The 22,537-nt window shown below is 71.4% G+C and carries 14 protein-coding genes and 2 pseudogenes; 6 read left to right on the top strand and 10 right to left on the bottom strand.

The window, feature by feature from the left end; all coding sequences use genetic code 11:
- The first annotated feature begins 120 nt into the window (after positions 1-120).
- The 4 genes from wecB to OHO27_RS06380 are packed head-to-tail and all read left to right on the top strand — an operon-like array spanning position 121 to position 5,921.
- Positions 121-1,209, top strand: a complete 1,089-nt coding sequence (gene wecB / locus OHO27_RS06395; RefSeq protein ID WP_328421131.1) for a non-hydrolyzing UDP-N-acetylglucosamine 2-epimerase — start codon at positions 121-123, stop codon at positions 1,207-1,209.
- The gene (locus tag OHO27_RS06390; RefSeq protein ID WP_328421128.1) at positions 1,202-1,921 is read left to right on the top strand and encodes a class I SAM-dependent methyltransferase; all 720 of its coding nucleotides are present in this window, start codon (positions 1,202-1,204) and stop codon (positions 1,919-1,921) included. Before wecB ends, OHO27_RS06390 begins: the two co-directional genes overlap by 8 nt.
- Positions 1,921-3,729, top strand: a complete 1,809-nt coding sequence (locus tag OHO27_RS06385; RefSeq protein WP_328421126.1) for a hypothetical protein — start codon at positions 1,921-1,923, stop codon at positions 3,727-3,729. Before OHO27_RS06390 ends, OHO27_RS06385 begins: the two co-directional genes overlap by 1 nt.
- A complete protein-coding gene (locus OHO27_RS06380) occupies positions 3,726-5,921 on the top strand; it encodes a glycosyltransferase (protein ID WP_328421124.1) in 2,196 nt (731 codons plus the stop codon). Before OHO27_RS06385 ends, OHO27_RS06380 begins: the two co-directional genes overlap by 4 nt.
- A 132-nt stretch (positions 5,922-6,053) precedes the next feature.
- Here OHO27_RS06380 and OHO27_RS06375 read toward each other — a convergent pair whose 3' ends face one another.
- On the bottom strand, positions 6,054-7,400 hold the full coding sequence (locus OHO27_RS06375) for an MFS transporter (protein WP_328421122.1): 1,347 nt from the start codon (positions 7,398-7,400) through the stop codon (positions 6,054-6,056).
- A gap of 171 nt (positions 7,401-7,571) precedes the next feature.
- The gene (locus OHO27_RS06370; RefSeq protein ID WP_328421120.1) at positions 7,572-8,237 is read right to left on the bottom strand and encodes a TetR/AcrR family transcriptional regulator; all 666 of its coding nucleotides are present in this window, start codon (positions 8,235-8,237) and stop codon (positions 7,572-7,574) included.
- 169 nt (positions 8,238-8,406) lie between these two features.
- On the opposite strand from OHO27_RS06370, the gene OHO27_RS06365 reads away from it, so the two are divergent.
- Both OHO27_RS06365 and OHO27_RS06360 read left to right on the top strand, forming a co-directional pair.
- Entirely contained in the window at positions 8,407-9,294 is an 888-nt protein-coding gene (locus tag OHO27_RS06365) for a shikimate dehydrogenase (protein ID WP_328421118.1), read from the top strand.
- Positions 9,295-9,355: 61 nt separating this feature from the next.
- Positions 9,356-11,194 (top strand): bifunctional sugar phosphate isomerase/epimerase/4-hydroxyphenylpyruvate dioxygenase family protein, encoded by a 1,839-nt coding sequence (locus OHO27_RS06360; RefSeq protein ID WP_328421116.1) that lies wholly within the window; start codon positions 9,356-9,358, stop codon positions 11,192-11,194.
- Between the two features lie 10 nt (positions 11,195-11,204).
- Here OHO27_RS06360 and OHO27_RS06355 read toward each other — a convergent pair.
- The 8 genes and pseudogenes from OHO27_RS06355 to tal form a co-directional block, all read right to left on the bottom strand.
- A pseudogene (locus OHO27_RS06355) lies at positions 11,205-12,670 on the bottom strand (membrane-associated oxidoreductase).
- A gap of 85 nt (positions 12,671-12,755) precedes the next feature.
- Positions 12,756-15,617 (bottom strand): peroxidase family protein, encoded by a 2,862-nt coding sequence (locus tag OHO27_RS06350; protein WP_328421114.1) that lies wholly within the window; start codon positions 15,615-15,617, stop codon positions 12,756-12,758.
- Between the two features lie 123 nt (positions 15,618-15,740).
- Positions 15,741-16,327: pseudogene (locus tag OHO27_RS06345) on the bottom strand (histidine phosphatase family protein).
- 6 nt (positions 16,328-16,333) lie between these two features.
- Entirely contained in the window at positions 16,334-17,212 is an 879-nt protein-coding gene (gene gnd / locus OHO27_RS06340; protein ID WP_328421112.1) for a phosphogluconate dehydrogenase (NAD(+)-dependent, decarboxylating), read from the bottom strand.
- A 1-nt stretch (position 17,213) separates the two neighbouring features.
- Complete coding sequence (gene pgi, locus OHO27_RS06335) at positions 17,214-18,896, bottom strand: glucose-6-phosphate isomerase (protein WP_328430366.1); 1,683 nt, start codon at positions 18,894-18,896, stop codon at positions 17,214-17,216.
- Positions 18,897-18,900: 4 nt separating this feature from the next.
- The gene (opcA, locus tag OHO27_RS06330; protein WP_328421110.1) at positions 18,901-19,836 is read right to left on the bottom strand and encodes a glucose-6-phosphate dehydrogenase assembly protein OpcA; all 936 of its coding nucleotides are present in this window, start codon (positions 19,834-19,836) and stop codon (positions 18,901-18,903) included.
- Entirely contained in the window at positions 19,833-21,374 is a 1,542-nt protein-coding gene (gene zwf, locus OHO27_RS06325) for a glucose-6-phosphate dehydrogenase (protein WP_328421108.1), read from the bottom strand. Before zwf ends, opcA begins: the two co-directional genes overlap by 4 nt.
- Entirely contained in the window at positions 21,371-22,519 is a 1,149-nt protein-coding gene (gene tal / locus OHO27_RS06320; protein WP_328421106.1) for a transaldolase, read from the bottom strand. Before tal ends, zwf begins: the two co-directional genes overlap by 4 nt.
- Positions 22,520-22,537 lie beyond the last annotated feature (18 nt).

Raw genomic sequence — 22,537 nt, 5'->3', positions numbered from 1 at the left:
GGGTGCGCCGGTGTCGAGAGGGCGAACGCGCGGAGGCCCGAAGGGTCGAGCACGATCGCCGTCTCGACACCGGCTGAAGCACCCCGTAGGCGACCGAGCCATCAATACGGAGGCAAACCATTGAACGGCTGCGTACTCCACGTCGTCGGCACCCGGCCGAACTTCGTCAAGGCCGCGCCGGTCGTCGCCGCTCTCGGCGCGGCGGGCTGCGACCAAGTGCTCGTGCACACCGGCCAGCACTACGACGAGCGGATGTCGGACATCTTCTTCCGGCAACTCGGCCTGCCCGAACCCGACACCGACCTCGGCGTCGGCTCCGGCAGCCACGCCCGCCAGATCGCCGACCTGCTGGTGGCCCTGGAGGCCGAACTGACCGCCCGCTCACCCGCGCTCGTCACGGTGTACGGCGACGTGAACTCGACGCTGGCCGCCGCGCTCGTCGCGTCCCGCCTGGGCGTCCCGGTGGCGCACGTCGAGGCCGGGCTGCGCAGCTTCGACATGGCGATGCCGGAGGAGACCAACCGGCGGCTGGTCGACCAGTTGGCGGAGCTGTTGTTCGTGACGAGCCCCGAAGCCGTCGGCCACCTCGCCCGCGAGGGGATCGCCGCCGAGCGCGTGCACTTCGTCGGCAACCCGATGATCGACACCCTGCTCACCCATCTGGACCATTTCGACCCGACGACCGCCCGAACGGCCCATCGGCTGCCCGAGCGCTACGGCGTCGTCACCCTGCACCGGCCCGCCAACGTCGACGACCCGGAGGCCGCCGCTGCCGCCGCCCGCGTCCTGTCGGAGGCCGCCCGCCACCTGGACCTCGTCGTACCGCTGCACCCGCGTGGCCGGGCGGCACTGAGTGCGGCGGGCCTCGCGGACGCACCGGGCATCCACCTCCTCGACCCGCTCGGCTACGTCGAGTTCATGAGCCTCGTGCGGGGAGCCGCCGCGGTGATCACCGACTCGGGCGGGGTGCAGGAGGAGACGACCGTCCTGGGCGTCCCCTGCCTGACCCTGCGCACGACGACCGAACGCCCCGTCACCGTCACCCACGGCACCAACCGCCTCGTCACGCACGGGGAGTTGGTGCCCGCGCTGCGCAAGGTGCTGGACGGCGGGGGAGCGGCGGCGAGTGAGGGGCCACCGCTCTGGGACGGCCGGGCGGGCACCCGCATCGCCCGTGTCCTCACGGCGTGGCTGGAGCGCCATGGCTGACGACACGCGCACGCACGACGACACGCGCACGCACGACGACACGCGCACGCACGACGACACGCGCACGCACGGCGGAACACGTCCGCACGACGACATGCGGACGTACTGGGACGCCCGGCACACCGACCACGACGAACTCGCCTCCGGCGGACACATCGGACTGGACCGTTCGGGCAACGAGATCTTCTACGCCCAACGGCTCGGCACCCTGCTCACCCTCGTCGGTGACCTCTCCAGCCCCGCCGCCCCGCTCTTCGTGCTCGACGCCGGCTGCGGCAAGGGGTACTTCGCCCGTGCCCTGGCCCGCTGCGGCCATCGGGTGGACGCCTTCGACACGAGCCCGACCGCGGTGGAGCACGCCCGCGCCGAGGGCGGCGGCCCGCGTTACGCCGTCGCCGCGCTCGACGAGTGGCGCAGTCCGTGGCCGTACGACATCGTTGTCTGCGTGGACGTCCTGTTCCATGTACTGGACGACCAGGCGTGGGCGGCCGGTCTGCGCAACATGGCCTCCCTCATCCGCGTTGCCGGCCGCCTGATCGTCACCGAAGAGGACACCGCCGATCGCACGACCCGCGGCGACTACATCGTGCACCGCCCGACCGCCGCCTACCGCGCCGAACTCGAGCCGCTCGGCCTGCGGCACACCCTCTTCAGGCCGTACGGCTTCCGGGAGAACCGGGTCGGCTTCCACGTCTTCACGAGGACCCGCTGATGCGCCTGACCGACCTGCTCCATCCGCACCTCGACGGCGTCACGACGGTGGTGGACGCGACCCGAGGCACGCTGAGTCTGGAGCCGTACCTGCACCTGCCCCCCGGTGTCGCCCTGCGCGCGGACGACGAACGGCCCGTCGCCGAAGGGGAGTTGGCGCTGCTCTCGTACGGACCCCGAGCCGAGCTGCACGGCGGTGAGGAAGCCGTTCGTGCGGTGCTGGCACGGATGCGGCCCGGAGCGCGCGGGCTGATCGTCTTCGGCCACGGCGGCTCCGAACTTCCCTACCACCGGCTCCTCGACCACCTGGTGGCCCACCACTGCCAGGTCCTGCGCGCGGCACCCCTCGACTACGTCCATCTGCACGCCGGCGCGGTCATCGCCCGCACCGACGAGCTCCTGCCGCCGCACGACTTCTTCGGCCGGCCCGTGCCGTCCGACGGCTATGCCACGGCCCTGCGGATCGCCGACGAGTACGTCTTCGCCGACCTCGCCTCCCGGTCCCTGCGCGCCCGGGTGCTGGACCTGGAGCGGACCGTCGAGGAGGCGGAGCACACGCGGGCCGCCGCCGGGCAGGACGGGCTCGCCGAGCGGCTCGCCGCGGCCGTACGGGAGAAGGAGCAGCTGGCCGCCGCGCTGCGGGCCGCCCGGGACCGGGTCGACCTGCTGCAGGCGCGGGTGGCCATGCTGGAGGGCTCGACCTCGCTGCGGGTCGGAAAGGCGCTGGTGTCGGCCGCGCGCTCGCCGAAGCGGGGCGCGGCCCGGCTGCCGGGGGAGCTGTACGGACTGTGGCGCGGGCGGCGCCGCATCGCCGGACAGGCGCCCGCAAGCGCGCCGCAGACCCGGACCGAGCCGGACGCGCCCGTCGACGACCGGTTCCACCTCGCGTACCGCGCCCTGACCTCGGCGCCCCGCGACCGCCTCGTCGTCGCCGGGATCCTCACGCCCGCCACCGCCGAGGACTTCGCGGCGGACGCGGTCGTCAACCGGCTGCTGCCCCATGACGGACAACTGCTCGTGCAGCGCACCGACCCCGACGTGCTCGTCGTCCAGTTGAGCGCCTGCACGGGCGAAGGACCCTGGTGGCTCACCGGCACCGGCCTCGCCCCCGACCTGGACCGCACACTCGCCGAACTCCTCGCCGAGCAACGGGTGCTGGGGCGATCGGCCGTACTGTGGCGGGACGGCCCCGCTTCCGCCGCGCCCGGCCTCGCCCGGCTCGCCTGGGACGCGGTCATCGACACCGACACAGGAGTACGGCTCGCCCGGCTGGACCCGGCCGCGGAGGGCAGGGAGCGGCTGCGTGAGGTGTTCCGTGAGGACAGCACCCGGGTACGGCTGTCGCAGCTGGCGCGGCTCGCCGGTGCCCCCGATCCGCTGGACGAGCGGCGCGTCGCCGTGCTGGCGGCGCCCCGGGACCGTACCGACGTCGCCCGGCTCGTCGGGCAGGTGCTCGGCCAGTTGCACCGCCCGGTCGAGGTCGTCGTACCCGATCCGGCAGGGCTGGACGAACTCACCGCCGCCGGAGTGACCGTACGCCGGGGGCAGCCCCGGGCGTCCTGGGTCGCCGACTGGACGGATCTGACCGAGGACCGGCCGGACACCCTGCTGCTCGACCTGATGTGCGCCCAGGAGTACTCCGGCGCCGACGCGGTGGGCCACACGCCGACCGCCGACGACTACGTCTTCGTACCGTCGCTGCGTCCGCTGCTGGTACGCCGGTCATTGCACATGTCCGGTACCGATCCCGGCAGTTGGGCGGGGCAGGGACATCGTCTGTTCGCCGTGCGCGGGAAGGAACCGTCATGAGCCGTACGCTGCGGGCGCTCGTCTACGGCGACGTCGACCTCAACCTCATCGACGGCTCCGCCGTGTGGGCCCAGTCGACGGTGCAGGCGCTGTCCCGGGCGGGCTGCGAGGCCCGGCTGCTCCTCAAGTCGCCCGTCCGCACGGGCCGGTTGACCGATCCGCTGGCCGAGCTGCCCCGGGTCACCCTGGTGCGTCCGCACGAGGAGAGGCTGCTGCCGGGCCTGGCCGACCGGCCCATGTCGCCCGTGCAGGCCTCGCAGGTGCTCATCCGGCTCGACGAGGAGGACCCCTGCGACCTGCTGGTGCTGCGCGGCCGGCGGCTGGTCGCACGGGTCGTGGCCGACGGCGTGTTCGACGGCCGGATCTGGGCCTATCTCACCGACATTCCGCAGTCCGCCGCCGAGATGACCGAGGCGGCCCGCGCGGAACTCGGCCGTATCGCCGAGGCATCGCAGCGGCTCCTGTGCCAGACCGAGGAGCTGCGCTGCTTCCTGGAGACCTGGGTGCCCGAGGCGTACGGCAAGTGTGTGCTGAGCCCGCCCGCCGTGCCCGAGCCGGACGTCCCGATGCCCGGGAGGGACACCCCGCACGATCCCCTGCGGCTCGTCTACACCGGCAAGTTCGCGCCCCGCTGGAACACCCTGCCCATGACCCGGCTGCCGGAACTGCTCGCCCGGCGAGGCGTCCCCGCCGAACTGCACACCGTCGGCGACAAGATCCACGACGACCCGGGACACCCCGGCTTCCAGGCCGAGATGGCGCGTGCGCTGACCGGCACCCCCGGCGTCCTCCACCACGGCGGACAGCCCCGCGAGGAGGCCATGCGCATCGCCGCGGACTGCGACGTGGGCCTCGGCTGGCGGGACCCAGTGCTCGACTCCAGCCTCGAACTGTCCACCAAGGTCCTGGAGTTCGGTGCCCTCGGCCTGCCTGTGGTCCTCAACCGCACCCCGGCGCACGAGGCGCTGCTCGGCACCGACTATCCGCTGTTCGTGTCCGGCCGCGCCGGACTCGACGACGCCGCCGAAGCCGTCGCGAGGGTCGCGCGCGAGCCGGAAGCCCGGCGCCTGGCGGCCGACCGCTGCCGCGAGGCCGCCCGCCACCACACCCTGGACGGCGCGGCCGACCGCTGGCGGGCCCACCTCGACCGCGCCTTCCCCGCCCCGCCTCCCGCGGTGACGACCCGCCAACGGCCCTTGCACGTCGGAGTCGCCGGGCACGACCTGAAGTTCCTCACCCGGCTGCTCGACCACTTCCGCTCACTGCCCGGCCTGGAGGTACGGGTGGACGCCTGGCCCGCACTGTCCCGCCATGACCCGGACGCCAGCCGTGAACTCGCCGACTGGGCGGACGTGGTGATCGTCGAGTGGTGCGGCCCGGCGGCCGTCTGGTACAGCCGCCACAAGCGGCGCGGCAGCCGGCTCGTCGTACGGCTGCACCGCTTCGAGCTGGACGCCGGATGGCCCCGGCAGGTCGACATCGACGCCGTCGACCGGGTGGTGTGCGTCAGCCCGTACTACGCCCGCCGCACCCGCGAGCACACGGGCTGGCCCGCCTCCAAGGTCGTCGTCGTCCCCAACTGGGTGGACACCGACCAGCTCGACCGTCCCAAGGCACCGGGCGCCCACCACCGCCTCGGCATGATCGGCATCGCACCCAGCCGCAAGCGCCTCGACCTCGGCCTCGACGTACTGGAGGCGCTGCGCGCCCGCGACCGGCGCTGGCATCTGTCGGTCAAGTCCAAGCCGCCCTGGGAGTACTGGTGGATCTGGAACAAGCCCGAGGAACGTGAGCACTACGACGCCGTACTGCGCCGTATGCAGACCTCGCCGCTCCTGGAGGGCGCCGTCGTCTTCGACGCGTTCGGCCCTGATGTGGCGGGCTGGCTGCGGCGGGTCGGACATGTGCTGTCCACCAGCGACGACGAGAGCTTCCACCTGGCGCCCGCCGAGGGGATGGCCTCCGGCGCCGTACCGTCGCTGCTGCCGTGGCCCGGCGCGGACGAGATCTACGACCGGCGGTGGATCCACGACAACCCCGAGGCCATGGCGGAGGCGATCGCCTCGCTCGGGGAGGAGGGCTGGCGGTCCGCGGGCGAGCTGGCTCGCACGCAGGTGCGGGAGGGCTTCTCCCTGGAGCGGGTCGCCGAGACCTGGACGGAGCTGCTGAGTGCTCCGCTGGGGGCGCAGTGACGCACCCACGGGCCGGTGGGGGCTGATCGCGCAGTTGCCCGCGCCCCTAAGGGGCGCGACACCTTGGCGGACTTCGCCGCGCCCGGGTCCCCGGAGCCGTCACGGCGTCCGGGGACCCGGTGGTCGTGAGAGTCAGGCCGCCACCTTCGCCGGCTGCGGGGCCTGCCCGGCCGCCCGCTCACCCAACTGCTCCGTCGGAACCTTGGCGGTCTCGCGGGCGGTCAGCGCGGCCACGACCGGCGGCACGCACAGGGCCGCCGTGAAGAGGGCCACCGCGGACCAGTCGTCGCCGTGCGGGCCGGCGATCTGCGCGGCGAAGGTGACCGCGAAGCCCGCGACCGCGAAGCCGATCTGGGTGCCGATGGCCATGCCGGACAGGCGGACCCGGGTGGAGAACATCTCGCCGTAGAAGGAGGGCCACACACCGTTCGCGGCGCTGTAGACCACACCGAAGGCGACGATGCCGAACAGCATGGTCAGCGGGTAGGAGCCGGTCGAGATCGCCCACAGGTAGCCGAACATCGTCACCGCGCTGCCCGCCGCGCCGATCAGATACACCGGGCGGCGGCCGATACGGTCCGACAGCGTGGCCCACAGCGGGATCGCGGCGAGCGCGACCAGGTTGGCGAGGGCGCCCACCCACAGCATGGAGGACCTGCTCATCCCGACCGAGTCGCTGGTGGCGTACGACAGCGCCCACACCGTGAAGATCGTGCTGACCGAGGCGACCAGCGCACCGGCGATCACCCGCAGCACATCCGCCCAGTGCTCCCGCATCAGCACCGCGAGCGGCAGCTTGACGACGCCCTCGGCGGCGGCCTGCTGCTCGAAGGCGGGCGTCTCCTCCAGCTTGCGGCGGATGACATAGCCGACGACGGCCACCGCGATGCTCATCCAGAACGGCACCCGCCAGCCCCACGACAGCAGCTGCTCCTCCGGCAGCGCGGCGATCGGGATGAAGACCAGGGTGGCAAGCAGCTGCCCGCCCTGTGTGCCGCTCAGCGTGAAACTGGTGAAGAAGCCACGCCGGTGCGCTGGCGCGTGTTCCAGGGTCATCGAGTTGGCGCTGGCCTGCTCGCCCGCCGCCGAGATGCCCTGGAGCACCCGGCACAGCACCAGCAGGACCGGCGCGAGGGTGCCGACCTGGTCGCGGGTGGGCAGACAGCCGATGAGGAACGTCGACACGCCCATCAGGATCAGCGTGAAGACCATGATCTTCTTACGCCCCAGGCGGTCGCCGAAGTGACCGAGGAACAGCGCGCCGACCGGCCGGGCCGCGTACGCCACACCGAACGTGGCCAGCGACAGCAGGGTCGCGGTCGCCGGGTCGGACTCGTCGAAGAAGACCTCGGGGAAGATCAGCGCGGCGGCGCTGCCGTAGATGAAGAAGTCGTAGTACTCGAGGGCGCTGCCGATCCAGGCGGCGGTCGCGGCTTTCTTCGGTTGCCCGGGCGGGGCTTGGGAGACGGGGACGGACACGGCGTGCTCCTTCGAGGGACTCCAACATAGGTGGAGTGGGGACTTGAGCGACGGGGAGAGGAGCCGGATCGCGGCTAATTAACCCACTGGATAGTTAGTACGTGATGGCTAGGGATGTTGCGCTCACGTTTCCCCGGTGTCAAGAGGTCGCGCCGTGGATCCCCGCGCCGCTCAGTCCGCGGCGCGGTCCGCCGTCAGATACGCGATCACCATGTCGCCGAGCATCGCCCGGTAGTGCTCGCGCTGGGCCGGATCCACCAGGTCACGGCCGAACAGGGCACCGAAGGTGTGCCGGTTGGAGACCCGGAAGAAGCAGAAGGAGCTGATCATCGCGTGCAGGTCGACGGCGTCGACGTCGGCCGTGAACAGGCCGGAGCGCTGTCCCGACTCCAGGATCCGGCGGATCACGTCCAGGGCCGGTGAGCCGATCTTGCCGAGCTTCTCGGAGGCGGCGATGTGCTCGGCCCCGTGGATGTTCTCGATGCTGACCAGGCGGATGAAGTCCGGGTGCTGCTCGTGGTGGTCGAAGGTCACCTCGGCCAGTCGGCGGATGGCCGCGACCGGGTCCAGATGCTCGACGTCGAGCTCCTGCTCGGCCTCCCGGATCACGCCGTACGCCCGCTCCAGCACGGCCGTGAACAGCTGTTCCTTGCCACCGAAGTAGTAGTAGATCATCCGCTTCGTGGTCCGGGTGCGGGCGGCGATCTCGTCCACGCGGGCGCCGTCGTAACCGGCGCGGGCGAACTCCTGCGTCGCGACGTCGAGGATCTCGGCCTGGGTGCGGGCGGCGTCACGGATCCGCCCGTTGCTGCGTGCCGGCTCTTCGACGCTGGTCATCGGCTTCCTTCGGCGAGGGGTGAGCGCGCCCCGGTGGCTCACCCGCGTGCCGGTGATTGTAGAAGCCCCCTCGCTCCGCGTGCCGGGTCAGGCCTTCCCAAGCTGCGGCTCGCCTGCTATTACTAACTCACCAGTTCGTACATTAGTGAGCCGCTCAGGAGGTCCCCCGGTGGCCAAGGACGCCAAGGACTCGTATCTCGTCGGGCTGATCGGTTCCGGCATCGGTCCGTCGCTCAGCCCGGCGCTGCACGAGAGGGAGGCCGACCGGCAGGGCCTGCGCTACCTGTACCGGCTCATCGACATCGACGTGCTCGGTGTCCCGCCGGAGGCGGTGGGCGACCTGCTGCGGGCGGCGCGCGACCTGGGCTTCGACGGGCTCAACATCACGCACCCGTGCAAGCGGCTCGTCATCGACCATCTGGACGCGCTCGCCCCGCAGGCCGAGGCGCTCGGCGCGGTCAACACCGTCGTCCTCGAGGACGGCCGCTCCGTCGGCCACAACACGGACGTCACCGGCTTCGCCGCCTCCTTCGCACGGGGCCTGCCCGACGTGCCGCTGGAGCGGGTCGTGCAGCTCGGTGCCGGGGGCGCGGGCGCGGCCGTCGCACACGCCATGCTGACCCTCGGCGCCGAGCGGGTCACCGTGGCCGACGCGCTGGCCGACCGCGCCGCCGACCTCGCCGCCTCCCTGAACCGGCACTTCGGCGCGGGCCGCGCGGTCGGCGCCGCCCTCGACGCGCTGCCCGCACTGCTGACCCACGCCGACGGCCTGGTGCACGCCACCCCGACCGGCATGGCTGCCCACCCCGGCATGCCCCTGCCGGCCGAGCTGCTCCACCCGGGCCTGTGGGTCGCCGAGGTCGTCTACCGCCCGCTGGAGACGGAACTGCTGCGCACGGCACGCTCGCTCGGGTGCGCCACCCTCGACGGCGGCGGCATGGCCGTCTTCCAGGCCGCCGACGCCTTCCGCCTGTTCACCGGGCGCGAGCCCGACAGCGCGCGCATGCTCGCGGACATCGCCGAGCTGGCAGACGCGGTGGGAACCCCGAGCCAGTAAGAGCCAGTAAGAGCCAGTAAGAGCCAGAAGAACAGGAAGAGCCAGGAGAAGAGGTACCGGCATGCGTACGTCCATCGCCACCGTCTCCCTCAGCGGATCCCTCACCGAGAAGCTCACGGCCGCCTCCCGGGCCGGCTTCGACGGTGTGGAGATCTTCGAGAACGACCTGCTGGCCAGCCCCCTCACCCCCGAGGAGATCCGCGCCCGCTGCGCCGACCTCGGCCTCACCGTCGACCTCTACCAGCCGATGCGGGACATCGAGGCCGTGCCCGCCGACGAGTTCGCCCGCAACCTGCGTCGCGCCCGGCACAAGTTCGAGCTGATGCGGCGGCTCGGCGCCGACACCGTCCTCGTCTGCTCCAGCGTGCACCCGCGCGCGGTGGACGACGACGCGCTCGCCGCCGGGCAGCTGGGTCAACTCGCGGACCTCGCCCAGGACTTCGGCATCCGCGTCGCCTACGAGGCGCTCGCCTGGGGACGGCACGTCAGCACGTACGACCACGCCTGGCGCATCGTCGAGGCCGCCGACCACCCCGCACTCGGCACCTGCCTGGACAGCTTCCACATCCTGTCGCGCAGCTCCGACCCCAAGGACCTCGAAGGGATCGAGGACATCCCCGGCGAGAAGATCTTCTTCCTCCAGCTCGCCGACGCCCCGCTGCTCGCGATGGACGTCCTGCAGTGGAGCCGCCACTACCGCTGCTTTCCCGGCCAGGGCGGCTTCGACGTCGCCGGACTGGTACGCCACGTCCTGCGCACGGGATACGACGGCCCGCTCTCCCTGGAGGTCTTCAACGACGTCTTCCGCCAGGCCGAGGCCGGCCCGACCGCCGTGGACGCCCTGCGCTCCCTGCTGGTCCTCCAGGAGGAGGTCGGCCGGACGACACCGCCCGCCTCCGTCGTCCCCACCGGCGTCGCCTTCGCCGAACTCGTCACGCCGGACGCCGGGCCCGTCTCAGCCGTACTCGGCGCCCTGGGCTTCACCCGCACCGCACGGCATCGCAGCAAGCCGGTCGACCTCTGGCAGCAGGGCGAGGCCCGGGTTCTGGTCAACACCCAAGGCTCGGCACGCCGGGACGGCACCGGCCTCGCCGCGATCGGCCTGGAGTCCCCGGACCCGGCCGGCGCCGCCCACCGCGCCGAGGCCCTCCTGGCCCCGGTCCTGCCCCGCCGCCGCGCTCCGCGGGACGCCCCGCTGGACGCGGTCGCGGCCCCCGACGGCACGGAACTCTTCTTCTGCGCGACGGACCGGCCCGAACTGCCCAACTGGCGCGCCGACTTCACCGACACCGGGCATGCCGAGCAGGGCGCGGGGCACGGCGAGCAGATTACGGCAGTCGCCGGGCAGGGCACGCGGGACCCGGGCGTGACCCGCATCGACCACCTCGCCCTCGTCCAGCCCTGGCACCACTTCGACGAGGCGACCCTCTTCCACCGCAGCGTCCTCGGCCTGCACCCCCAGGAGAGCGTCGACGTCGCCGACCCGTACGGCCTGATGCGCAGCCGCGCCGTCACCAACCCCGACGGCAGCGTCCGTATCGCCCTGAGCGTCGGCGCGGCACCCACGGACGACACGGTGCACGCCCAGCACATCGCGCTGGCCACGGACGACGTGGTCGCCGCGGCCCGCCGCTTCCGGCAGTCCGGCGGCCGGCTGCTGCCGATCCCCGCCAACTACTACGACGACCTGGCGGCACGGTTCGAGTTCGCGGACGGCGAGCTGGAGACGTATCGCGAGCTGGGCATCCTCTACGACCGTGACGCGTACGGGGAGTTCCGGCACTGCTACACCGTGACGGTCGGCCGGGTCTTCTTCGAGCTGGTGCAGCGGGACGGCTACCGGGGTTACGGCGCCCAGAACGCGCCCGTGCGGCTGGCCGCGCAGCACATCGCGCAGTGACCGCGGTGGCCTACTGGCGACTGACGGTCCGCGTCACGCCGGCGATGACCGTCGTGGCGAGGATCCAGCCGGTGAGGACGAGGACGTACGCCAGGGCCTGCTGCCCGCCCTCCGGGGCGAAGGCCGGTTCCTGCCCGAAGGAGATCACCGGCAGCAGCAGGTCGAGGGTGTAGAAGACCGGGTTGAACTGCGGTGCCTCGTCCGCCTTCAGGGGCGGAGGCGCGTGCACCGCGAACGCCACGGAGCCGAGGGCGAGCAGGGACAGCAGCCAGCCCAGGGCACGCATGGGCCGGAAGCCGTAGCCGACGGTGGCGTCCTGGACGTGGCCCCACATGCGGCCGTACCAGGGGAGCGTCGTCCGGTGGCGGCGCTGTTTGGCTAGCTGGACGAGGCGGGCGCCGTCGTCGTCGCCGGTCCTGCGGTAGGCGGCGGTCAACTGCTCGTACCCGTGCGGGTCGAACGTGTCCTCGTCCCGAGTCAGCATGGGCAGCCGGCGCTCGGGCGGCACGTGCGGGGTCAGGGAGACGTAGGTGAGGTCGAGGAGACGGACCTGGTCCGGCAGCATCTCCGGCTCCAGGTTGAGGTGTTCTATCTGGGAGCGGCGCAGGTTGAGCATGCCCTTGATCGGGGGCCCTTGCGCAGCCAGACCTCGCCGATGACACAACTGCTCGCCCGCATCGCCGTGCCGCCGGGGTTGGCCAGCCGGCTGTACAGCAGGTCGAGCCGGCCCGGGATGCGGGCGCCGCGCAGGTCGATGCGGCCGTGCGCGCTCAGGCGCCTGCCGAGGACGTTGGCGCCCACTTCGAGGGCCTCCGCGCTCAGGACGAAGCCCTCGGGATGACTCAGCTCGGCGTTCTCCAGCCGGAGCGAGCCGCCGATCGTGGCGCCGTTCAGCCGGATCTCACCGCGCGTGCGCAGCCGAGTCGCGCACAGGTCCTCCCCGATGGTCACCTGGTGGAGCTGCAGGACCGGGTCCGCGGTCCCCTCCGGCGCGGTGACCTCGGTTCCCTCCAGATACAGCGCCCCGGCGACCTGCGCGCCGCCGAGCCGGACCGGCCCGCGGAACCGGCAGCCCATCAGCCGCAGCCCACCGTCGACCCGGACCCGGGCGGACGCCAGACCGGGCAGCTGGGACCCGGTCAGATTGAGGTACTTCAGCTGGGCGCCGGACAGATCGGGCACATCCTCGAAGTAGCAGTGGCTGAGACGCACGATGCTGTCCACCGTCGCATACCGCAGGTCCAGCACACCGGTGATCCGCGCACCCGCCACCCTGAGGGCGGCCACCTCACCGCTCCGCGTCGGACCGTCGAGCAGAAGCGCCCGCAACACCACGGCGCGGACGGTCCGTTGCGGCCCCCAGCCGGCGCCCTCGGCCGGGCTCTCCCCCTCCGCATCGCGGAAGTCCACAGCCGCGCCCTTGGGAAAGGCCTCCCATACCGCGCGCTCGGCCGGCGTCAGATCGTTGATCTCCATCAGCCGGGACTCTGACGCCGGCCGCCGAACCTGTCAACTCACCGCCGTTTCGACCTGGCTCGTTCAGGATGAGCCACTGCCTCGTTCAAGAAGAGCCGCTCGTCGGCCGCACCGCCCGCCAAGGCGCGAACGCGCTCGCCCCGCGCGGCAGCAGCGCCGCCAGCTCCGGGCAGTGCCGCAGGATCACGGAGTTCAGGCTGCCCCGCTCGACCCAGTCGAGGCCCAGCGGCGTGTAGACCTCCGGCCGGTAGTCGACGGTGAGGAAGCGGTCGGACTGCAGACGCCGGCTCGCCATCAGGATGAACACCCGGAACGCGGTGTCGCTGAAGCCGAACCCGGTCGGCGGGTTCTCCCCGAACAGCCCTACGACGGTGTCGATCTCGTCGACCGAGCGGTACACGTCCTTCAGCCGCGCCAGCGTCTCGGCGTTCTCCGTCAGCTCCTCGAAGGAACGCAGGCGCGGCTTGTGCAGCCCTTCGCGGAAGTCGTTGTAGCGCGGGACACCACGCCGCCGGGTCCGGACCAGGTCCACCACCGACAGGTCGATGATCTCGCCGTCACGCTCGAACTGCTGCAGCGAGCGCGGGAAGTTGTGGAGAGCGATCGCGCCGGGGTGGGCGATGCCGAACGAGTACAAGCTGTTGGCGAGCCCGGCCTTGCGGATCCGCGCCTCCGCCGCGCCGCCCTGGATGTCCAGGAAGCCCACCGTCTCCAGGCGCTGCCCGAGCTGGTGCTCACGCAGCTCGAAGTCGTCCGGGATCAGCGGGTGCATGCGGTAGACGGTGACGAAGTCCTCGGTGAGGGAGTACGGCGCGCTGTGGTGGTCCGGCAGGGTCTCGGGGATGCCGGTCAGGGAGTGCGACTCGAACAGCCACAACCCGAGCTGGTCCAGCCATTTCCTGGGCGGACCCTGCCAGTTGGTGTGCAGGGCGATGTCGATCGCCTCGGTGGCGAGGATCGCCGGCGTCCACTCCACCGTGTGGATTTTCGCGATCAGCGCCGAGACCACCAGGCGGGCCCGCTGGTAGATCCGCTCCTCGCTCATCGTCGGATACTCCGCCCGCAGCGCGGCGCACACCGCGTTGTGCTCGCGCGCGAACAACGTGTGCATGGCGCTGAGGCCCATCCACCAGCTGTCGTTGAAGCCCGTCAGCGGAATCCCGCCGTTGCCGCTGTTCGGCAAGTGGCCGTCCTCCAGGCGGAGTTCGGCGCGGCCCCCGGCCTCGCGCAGGAAGCGGGCGGTCTGCTCGTCGGCGCCGTACACCTCGGAGCCGTCCCACCAGTGCGAGGCGGTGTTGGCGAACAGGATCGGCGGGCTGCCCGGCTTTTCGATGCCCTGGTTCTCCGCGAACCGCATCACGCTCTCGCCGGGCCCGCCGGGCGTGTTGTGCCACGGTCCGCTGCCGGGCGGCAACGGGACCTCGACACTGCGCTCCGAAGGCCGGTGGCGGCGGTGGTTGACCCAGTCGTGCACCTGGAACTGGATCCAGGCAGCGGCCAGCACGTTCAGCGAGGTCGCGGGCAGGAAGCTCTCGCGGTACAGGAGCAGGCGGCTGACCGTGACCGGGTTCGGGGTGTCGAAGAGGTCGGGACGGAGGACGGGCGCCATATTGCGGCCGAAGGCCGCGCCGACGGCGCCCATGCCCGGGGCCGACAGATCGTTGTACGTCCCGTCGTACGACCGCTCGCCGCGCAGCCGCTCCGGGATCGGCTCGGGCACCCGCTGGGCGTGGGGCGGTGCCTCGCACGGCTCGGTGTCGATCAGGTTCAGCCTGCGCAGCACCTTCCGCAGGAACACCAGGTTCAGCAGGCTCAGCTGCGTCGGCAGCCGGTGCCAGGGCACATACCGGTTGAGCAGCGCGAAAGCCGCTTCGACGGGACGGCCGAGGATTTTGTTGCGGACCGGCTCCCCGGTGACGAACCGCAGCCCGAGCCGGTGCGCGCCGGACGCCTGGTACGCGGCCTTGCGGGCCCGGTTGATGTTGCCGAGCGGCCTGAACTCCTCGGTCGTGTACCAGGGGTTGAAGCCCAGGTCCTCGACACGGCGGGCGATCGCACGCGCCTGAGCGGAGTCCAGGTCCTGGCCGGGGATCGTGAGCCGGGCGACGGGAAGCGCGGGCGCCACCGCGTCCGTCCACTCCACCGAGGCGTCCTCGACCGGCGTGTGCCGCTCGTCCACGAACCGCTGCACGCACAGGTCGTACTCGACGGAGCCCTGCGCCAGCCGGCGCGCGAACTCACGGTGCAGGAAGTCCGGGTCCCGGCGGTCCGGCGCGGGCCCCGGCGGGGTGCCCGGCGCGGGCCGGAACAGGAACCGCACGGGCCCCGCGTCGCCCCACAGCATCGCGCCCCGGCTCCAGTACGTCTCGTAGGCCAGCGAGTCGACGGTGTGCCGGGCGGCCGCCTGCACATTGCGCCGCATCCGGTTGGCGGTGCCCAGCCCCACCGCGAGCGGGAGCTTCACGAACAGCCCGAACGCCTTCTGCACCGGACTGCGGGCGCCAGCCATCGCCTTGGCGAAGGCCACGAACTCCCGGGCGTTGCGGGCGTGCGAGACAGGGTGGCTGGTCGCCAGCAGATCGTGGCTCTCCTCCTCCGACACCCGCACCCGCACGGCCGCGCCGCGCAGATCCGGCGAGCCGTCGCCCTGCCGGATGCCGCTCGCGTTGGACAGCCGTACGGTCGCCGGATACTCGGCGCCGGGCTGGGCGAACCCCACGCGCAGCGCTGACGGGAGGTCGTCGTGGAAGCGCAGCCGCGCGTTCTCCACGGCCACCGGTGCCTTGGCATGGAAGGTGCGGGTGATGTCGCCGCCCCCGGCACGCCGGTTCCTGGCCTGCACGTCCATCAGCTCGCGCGCCAGCCGCTCGAACATCAGGCGTTCCGCCTCGGGACTGCCGCCCTCGTACCGTTCGTAGCGCTGCTCGTGCTGCCCGGACTCGGCCATCGGAGGTCTTCCTTCGTACGACTGCGTACGGGGACCTCAGGATCCCAGGAAGCTCACCGGGCCGCATCCGCAGTGGACGCGGGGTTGACGCCCGCTGCGGATGCGGCCCGTGCCTGCGTCGGCCTAATGCCGGGTGTTCCAGTCCGCGATCACGGGTCGGCCGTGCTCCGTCGACAGGCGGCTCACCGTGCCCGTCGCCAGCTGGAACAGCCGCCCGTCCGCCGGCGAGAGGCCCAGCCGCCGGGCCGTGACGACACGCAGGAAGTGACCGTGCGCCACGAGGATGACATCGCCGTCCAGCAGTGCCACGTCCACCCGGGCAGCACCCGGTCGGCGCGTGCCCCCACCTCGGCCGGTGACTCACCGGGGTGACCGTCCGGTCCGGGCGGCACCCCGTCGGTCCACAGGTACCAGTCGGGGCGGGAGCGGTGGATGTCGACCGTGGTGACGCCCTCGTAGCCGCCGTAGTCCCACTCGCGAACATCGGGGTCCGGTACGGCCCCGGTCACGCCCGCCAGTTCGGCCGTGCGGACCGCCCTGCGCAGCGGGCTGGTCAGCGCCAGAGAGAAGGCCCGGCCGGACAGCAGCGGAGCCAGGGACTTGGCCTGTTCCTCGCCGTCCTGGGTGAGGGGCAGGTCGGTCCAGCTGGTGTGCTGTCCCGACCTGCTCCACTCCGTCTCACCGTGGCGGACCAGAAGGAGATCCCCCACGGCTGACTACTCCTTCGACTCGACGGCGTGCCCGCCGAACTGGTTGCGCAGCGCCGCGATCATCTTCATCTGCGGGGAGTCGTCCTGGCGGGACGCAAACCGCGCGAACAGCGAGGTGGTGATCGCCGGCAGCGGCACGGCGTGGTCGAGGGCCGCCTCGACGGTCCAGCGGCCCTCCCCGGAGTCCTGCGCGAACCCCTTCAGCTTCTCCAGGTGCTCGTCCTCGTCGAGGGCGTTCACCGCGAGGTCCAGCAGCCAGGACCGGATGACCGTGCCGTCCTGCCAGGAGCGGAAGACCTCCCGGACGTTGTCCACCGACTCGACCTTCTCCAGCAGCTCCCAGCCCTCGGCATAGGCCTGCATCATGGCGTACTCGATGCCGTTGTGGACCATCTTCGCGAAGTGCCCGGCGCCCACCTTGCCCGCGTGGACGTAGCCGTACGGCCCCTCCGGCTTGAGCGCCTCGAAGACCGGCTTGAGCCGGTCGACGTACTCCTTCTCGCCGCCGACCATCAGGGCGTAGCCGTTCTTCAGACCCCACACGCCGCCGGAGACGCCCGCGTCGACGAAGCCGATGCCGTGCGCGCCCAGCTCCTTGGCGTGCTTCTCGTCGTCCGTCCAGCGGGAGTTGCCCCCGTCGACCACCGTGTCGTACGGCTTGAGCAGGCTGCCCAGCTGGTCGATCACGAGCTGGGTGACGTGGCCGGCCGGGACCATGACCCAGACCGTGCGCGGCGCGTCGAGCTGGTCGACGAGGTCGGCCAGGCTCGCGACGTCGGACAGTTCGGGGTTGGTGTCGTAGCCGACGACGGTGTGGCCGGCGTTGCGCAGGCGCTCGCGCATGTTGCCGCCCATCTTGCCGAGACCCACAAGACCGATCTGCATGTCAGTTCACTTCCTCCTGGACGCCCTGCGCGTCCGATGCGTTCTTGAGCGAGCGGTACGCGGCCACGAGGGCGGCCGTGGACGGATCGAGACCGGGGACCTCGGCCCCTTCGGTGAGGGCGGGTTCGACGCGCTTGGCGAGGACCTTGCCGAGCTCGACGCCCCACTGGTCGAAGGAGTCGATGTTCCATACGGCGCCCTGGACGAACACCTTGTGCTCGTAGAGGGCGACCAGCTGGCCGAGGACCGACGGGGTCAGCTCGGGGGCGAGGATGGTGGTGGTGGGGTGGTTGCCGAGGAAGGTGCGGTGCGGGACCTGTTCCTCGGGCACGCCCTCGGCGCGCACCTCGTCCGCGGTCTTGCCGAACGCGAGCGCCTGGCCCTGGGCGAAGAGGTTCGCCATCAACAGGTCGTGCTGCGCCTTGAGCTCGTCGCTCAGCTCGGCGACCGGCCGGGCGAACCCGATCAGGTCGGCCGGGATCAGCCGGGTGCCCTGGTGGATCAGCTGGTAGTAGGCGTGCTGCCCGTTGGTGCCGGGCGTGCCCCACACCACCGGCCCGGTCGTCCAGCCCACGACCTGTCCGTCCCGGTCCACCGACTTGCCGTTGGACTCCATGTCCAGCTGCTGGAGGTAGGCCGTGAACTTCGACAGGTAGTGCGAGTACGGCAGCACCGCATGGGACTCGGCGGCGAGGAAGTTGCCGTACCAGATGCCCAACAGGCCCATGATCAGTGGGGCGTTGGCCTCGGCGGGTGCGGTGCGGAAGTGCTCGTCGACCGTGTGGAAGCCGTCGAGCATCTCCCGGAAGCGGTCCGGGCCGATGGCGATCATCAGGGACAGGCCGATCGCCGAGTCGTAGGAGTAGCGGCCGCCGACCCAGTCCCAGAACTCGAACATGTTGTCCGGGTCGATGCCGAAGTCCGTGACCTTCTCGGCGTTGGTCGACAGCGCGACGAAGTGCTTGGCGACCGCCTTGTCCTCGCCGCCGAGCCCGGCCAGCAGCCAGGAACGGGCCGACGTGGCGTTGGTGATCGTCTCGATCGTGGTGAACGTCTTGGACGCGACGATGAACAGCGTCTCCGCCGGATCCAGGTCCCGCACCGCCTCATGCAGGTCGGCGCCGTCCACGTTCGACACGAACCGGAACGTCAACTCCCGTGCGGTGAACGGGCGAAGCGCGTCGTACGCCATCGCCGGACCGAGGTCGGAGCCCCCGATGCCGATGTTGACGACGTTGCGGATCCGGCGGCCGGTGTGGCCGGTCCACGCGCCGGAGCGGACGCGCTCGGCGAAGTCGCTCATCTTGTCGAGCACCGCGTGCACCTTGGGCACGACGTCGGCGCCGTCCACCTCGATCACCGCGTCCCGCGGCGCCCGCAGCGCGGTGTGCAGCACCGCCCGGTCCTCGGTGACGTTGATCCTCTCGCCGCGGAACATCGCGTCGCGCAGCCCGAACACGTCAGTGGCCGCGGCCAGTTCCTGGAGCAGGGCGAGCGTCTCGTCGTTGATCAGGTGCTTGGAGTAGTCGATGCGCAGATCACCGACGCGTACGACGTACCGCTCGGCGCGCGACGGGTCGGCCGCGAACAGCTCACGCAGCCGCGGGCGCTGCAGTGCGTCCTCGCGGTGGTCCTCCAGGGCCGCCCACTCGGGGCGCTGGGTGGGCCGGGGTGTGTCGGACAGCGGGTCAGACATGGTCAGGGGTCTCCTTGGTGGCCTCGCCCCGCAGGGCGACGGCGTACATCTCGTCCGCGTCGAGGCGCCTGAGCTCCTCGGCGATGAGTTCGGAGGTGGTGCGGACCTTCAGCGCGAGGGTGCGCGGCGGCTGGTCCGGCAGGGTCAGTGTGGCCAGCGGGCCCTCGGGGCGGTCGATGACGATCTCGCCGTTCTCGGTGCCCAGCCGCACGCCGGTGACGACCGGACCGGCGGTGACGACCCGTTCGGCGGTGACGTGGAGACGGGCTTCCAGCCAGCGGGCCAGCAGTTCGGCGGCCGGGTTGTCGGCCTCGGCCTCCACGGCCGCCGAGATGATCGGCACCCGGGCCTGGTCCAGAGCCGCGGCGAGCATGGAGCGCCAGGGGGTGAGCCGGGTCCAGGCGAGATCGGTGTCGCCGGGCGCGTAGGAGCGTGCGCGGGCCTCCAGCTCGGCCTGTGGGTTCTCGGTGGTGTACAGATCGGTGATCCGGCGCTGGGCCAGCGCACCCAGTGGATCCTTCGCCGGGTTCTCCGGCGCCTCCACCGGCCACCACACCACGACCGGCGCGTCCGGCAGCAGCAGCGGCAGCACCACCGAGTCGGCGTGGTCGGACACCTCGCCGTACATGCGCAGCACGACCGTCTCACCGGTGCCGGCGTCGGCGCCCACCCGGACCTCGGCGTCCAGGTGCGAGCGGGTGCGGTCGCGCGGGGTGCGGGCGTGCCGCTTGATGACCACCAGGGTGCGCGCCGGGTGCTCGTGGGAGGCCTCCTCGGCCGCCTTGATCGAGTCGTAGGCGTTCTCCTCGTCCGTGACGATGACCATCGTCAGGACCATGCCCACGGCCGGCGTGCCGATCGCGCGGCGGCCCTTCACCAGCGCCTTGTTGATCTTGCTTGCCGTGGTGTCGCTCAGGTCGATCTTCATGGCCTGCGCCAGCTCCGTCCGTCTCGTGCGAGCATCTCGTCGGCTTCCTCGGGTCCCCAGCTCCCGGACGCGTACTGCGCCGGCTTGCCGTGTGTGTCCCAGTACTCCTCGATCGGATCGAGGATCTTCCAGGACTCTTCCACTTCCTGGTGACGGGGGAACAAATTGGCGTCACCGAGGAGGACATCCAGGATGAGCCGCTCGTAGGCCTCCGGGCTGGACTCCGTGAACGACTCGCCGTACGCGAAGTCCATCGTCACGTCCCGGATCTCCATCGACGTGCCCGGCACCTTGGAGCCGAACCGCACCGTCACGCCCTCGTCCGGCTGGACGCGGATGACGATCGCGTTCTGGCCGAGCTCCTCGGTGGCGGTCGAGTCGAACGGGGAGTGCGGCGCCCGCTGGAAGACGACCGCGATCTCGGTGACCCGCCGTCCGAGCCGCTTGCCGGTGCGCAGGTAGAACGGCACACCCGCCCAGCGCCGGTTGTCCACGTTCAGCCTGACTGCGGCGTACGTGTCGGTCTTCGACCGCGCGTCGATGCCGTCCTCCTGGAGGTACCCGACGACCTGCTCGCCGCCCTGCCAGCTCGACGCGTACTGCCCGCGCACGGTGTGCCTGCCGAGGTCCTGCGGCAGCTTGACCGCCTTGAGCACCTTCAGTTTCTCGGTGAGCAGCGACCCGGCGTCGAAGGCGGCCGGCTCCTCCATCGCGGTCAGCGCCATCAGCTGCAGCAGGTGGTTCTGGATGACGTCACGCGCCGAGCCGATGCCGTCGTAGTAGCCTGCCCGGCCGCCGATGCCGATGTCCTCGGCCATCGTGATCTGCACATGGTCGACATACGACCGGTTCCAGATCGGCTCGAACATCTGGTTGGCGAACCGCAGCGCCAGGATGTTCTGGACGGTCTCCTTGCCCAGGTAGTGGTCGATCCGGAAGACCTGCTCCGGGTCGAACACGTCGTGCACGATCGCGTTCAGCTCACGGGCGCTCGCGAGGTCGGACCCGAACGGCTTCTCGATGACCGCCCGCCGCCAGGACCCCTCCGGCGCGTCCGCCAGGCCGTGCTTCTTCAGCTGCTGCACGACCTTCGGGAAGAACTTCGGCGGCACGGAGAGGTAGAAGGCGTAGTTGCCGCTCGTACCGCGGGCCGTGTCCAGCTCGTCGACCGTCTGGCGCAGCTGCTTGAACGCCTCGTCGTCGTCGAAGTCACCCGGGATGAACCGCATGCCCTCGGCGAGCTGCTGCCAGACCTCCTCGCGGAACTCCGTACGGGCGTGCTCGCGCACCGAGTCGTGCACGACCTGCGCGAAGTCCTGGTCCTCCCAGTCCCGGCGGGCGAACCCGACGAGTGAGAAGCCCGGCGGCAGCATGCCGCGGTTGGCGAGGTCGTACACGGCCGGCATCAGCTTCTTGCGGGACAGATCGCCGGTCACACCGAAGATGACGAGCCCGGACGGGCCCGCGATTCGCGGCAGACGGCGGTCGCGCGGGTCGCGCAGGGGGTTGTCCCAGTCCCAGTCCTGGTCGGCGGTCATTCTGCGTCAGCTCCCTTGCTGCCGAGCGACTTCTGCACGGCGTCCAACAGGTCCTGCCACGCCACCTCGAACTTGGCGACGCCTTCGTCCTCCAACCGGGTGACCACCTCGTCGTAGGAGATGCCGAGTGCCTCCACGGCGGCGAGGTCGGCACGGGCCTGCGCGTAGCCGCCGCTCACCGTGTCGCCGGTGATCTCGCCGTGGTCGGCGGTGGCGTTCAGGGTGGCCTCGGGCATGGTGTTGACGGTGCCGGGCGCGACCAGCTCGTCCACGTACAGGGTGGACTTGTACGCCGGGTCCTTCACACCGGTCGAGGCCCACAGCGGGCGCTGCTTGTTGGCCCGGGCACCGCCGAGGGCGGTCCAGCGGTCACCGGAGAAGACATGCTCGTAGGCCTCGTAGGCGAGCCGCGCGTTGGCGAGCGCCGCGCGGCCCTTGAGCGCGAGGGCCGTGTCCGTGCCGATCGCCGTCAGCCGCTTGTCGATCTCGCTGTCGACGCGGGACACGAAGAAGGACGCCACGGAATGGATGGCGGACAGGTCCAGGCCCTTCGCGGCGGCCTTCTCCAGACCGGCCAGGTAGGCGTCCATGACCTCGCGGTAGCGCTCCAGGGAGAAGATCAGCGTGACATTGACGCTGATGCCCTGGCCGATGACCTCGGTGATGGCGGGGAGCCCGGCCTTGGTCGCCGGGATCTTGATCATGACGTTGGGCCGGTCGACGAGCCAGGCCAGCTGCCCGGCCTCGGCGATCGTGGCCGCCGTGTCGTGGGCGAGCCGCGGGTCGACCTCGATGGAGACCCGGCCGTCCCGGCCCTCTGTGGCGTCGTACACGGGCCGCAGGATGTCGGCGGCGGCCCGCACGTCGGCCGTCGTCATCATGCGCACGGCCTCGTCGACCGTCACGCCCCGCACCGCCAGATCCGCGAGCTGCTCCTCGTAGCCCTCGCCGGAGCCGATGGCGGCCTGGAAGATGGACGGGTTGGTGGTGACGCCCACGACGTTCTTGTCCGCGATCAGTTCGGCGAGGTTGCCCGACTCGATCCGCTTGCGCGACAGGTCGTCCAGCCAGATCGAGACGCCTTCGTCGGAGAGGCGCTTGAGGGCTCCCGCGGTAGCGGCGGCTTCGGTGCTCACAGTGTTCATCTTCTTTCTGGCGGTCGG

The organism is Streptomyces sp. NBC_00443, assembly GCF_036014175.1.
In the GTDB taxonomy this organism is placed as follows: Bacteria; Actinomycetota; Actinomycetes; order Streptomycetales; family Streptomycetaceae; genus Streptomyces.
The sequence above is the reverse complement of the archived record's forward strand: the minus strand, read 5'-3'. Positions and strand labels throughout refer to the sequence as shown.

Coding starts and splice junctions, on each gene's coding strand:
- OHO27_RS06390 (WP_328421128.1), top strand. CDS start 1,202: ATGGCTGACGACACGCGCACGCACGACGACACGCGCACGCACGACGAC.
- OHO27_RS06385 (WP_328421126.1), top strand. CDS start 1,921: ATGCGCCTGACCGACCTGCTCCATCCGCACCTCGACGGCGTCACGACG.
- OHO27_RS06380 (WP_328421124.1), top strand. CDS start 3,726: ATGAGCCGTACGCTGCGGGCGCTCGTCTACGGCGACGTCGACCTCAAC.
- OHO27_RS06370 (WP_328421120.1), bottom strand. CDS start 8,237: ATGACCAGCGTCGAAGAGCCGGCACGCAGCAACGGGCGGATCCGTGAC.
- OHO27_RS06360 (WP_328421116.1), top strand. CDS start 9,356: ATGCGTACGTCCATCGCCACCGTCTCCCTCAGCGGATCCCTCACCGAG.
- OHO27_RS06350 (WP_328421114.1), bottom strand. CDS start 15,617: ATGGCCGAGTCCGGGCAGCACGAGCAGCGCTACGAACGGTACGAGGGC.
- gnd (WP_328421112.1), bottom strand. CDS start 17,212: ATGCAGATCGGTCTTGTGGGTCTCGGCAAGATGGGCGGCAACATGCGC.
- opcA (WP_328421110.1), bottom strand. CDS start 19,836: ATGAAGATCGACCTGAGCGACACCACGGCAAGCAAGATCAACAAGGCG.
- zwf (WP_328421108.1), bottom strand. CDS start 21,374: ATGACCGCCGACCAGGACTGGGACTGGGACAACCCCCTGCGCGACCCG.
- tal (WP_328421106.1), bottom strand. CDS start 22,519: ATGAACACTGTGAGCACCGAAGCCGCCGCTACCGCGGGAGCCCTCAAG.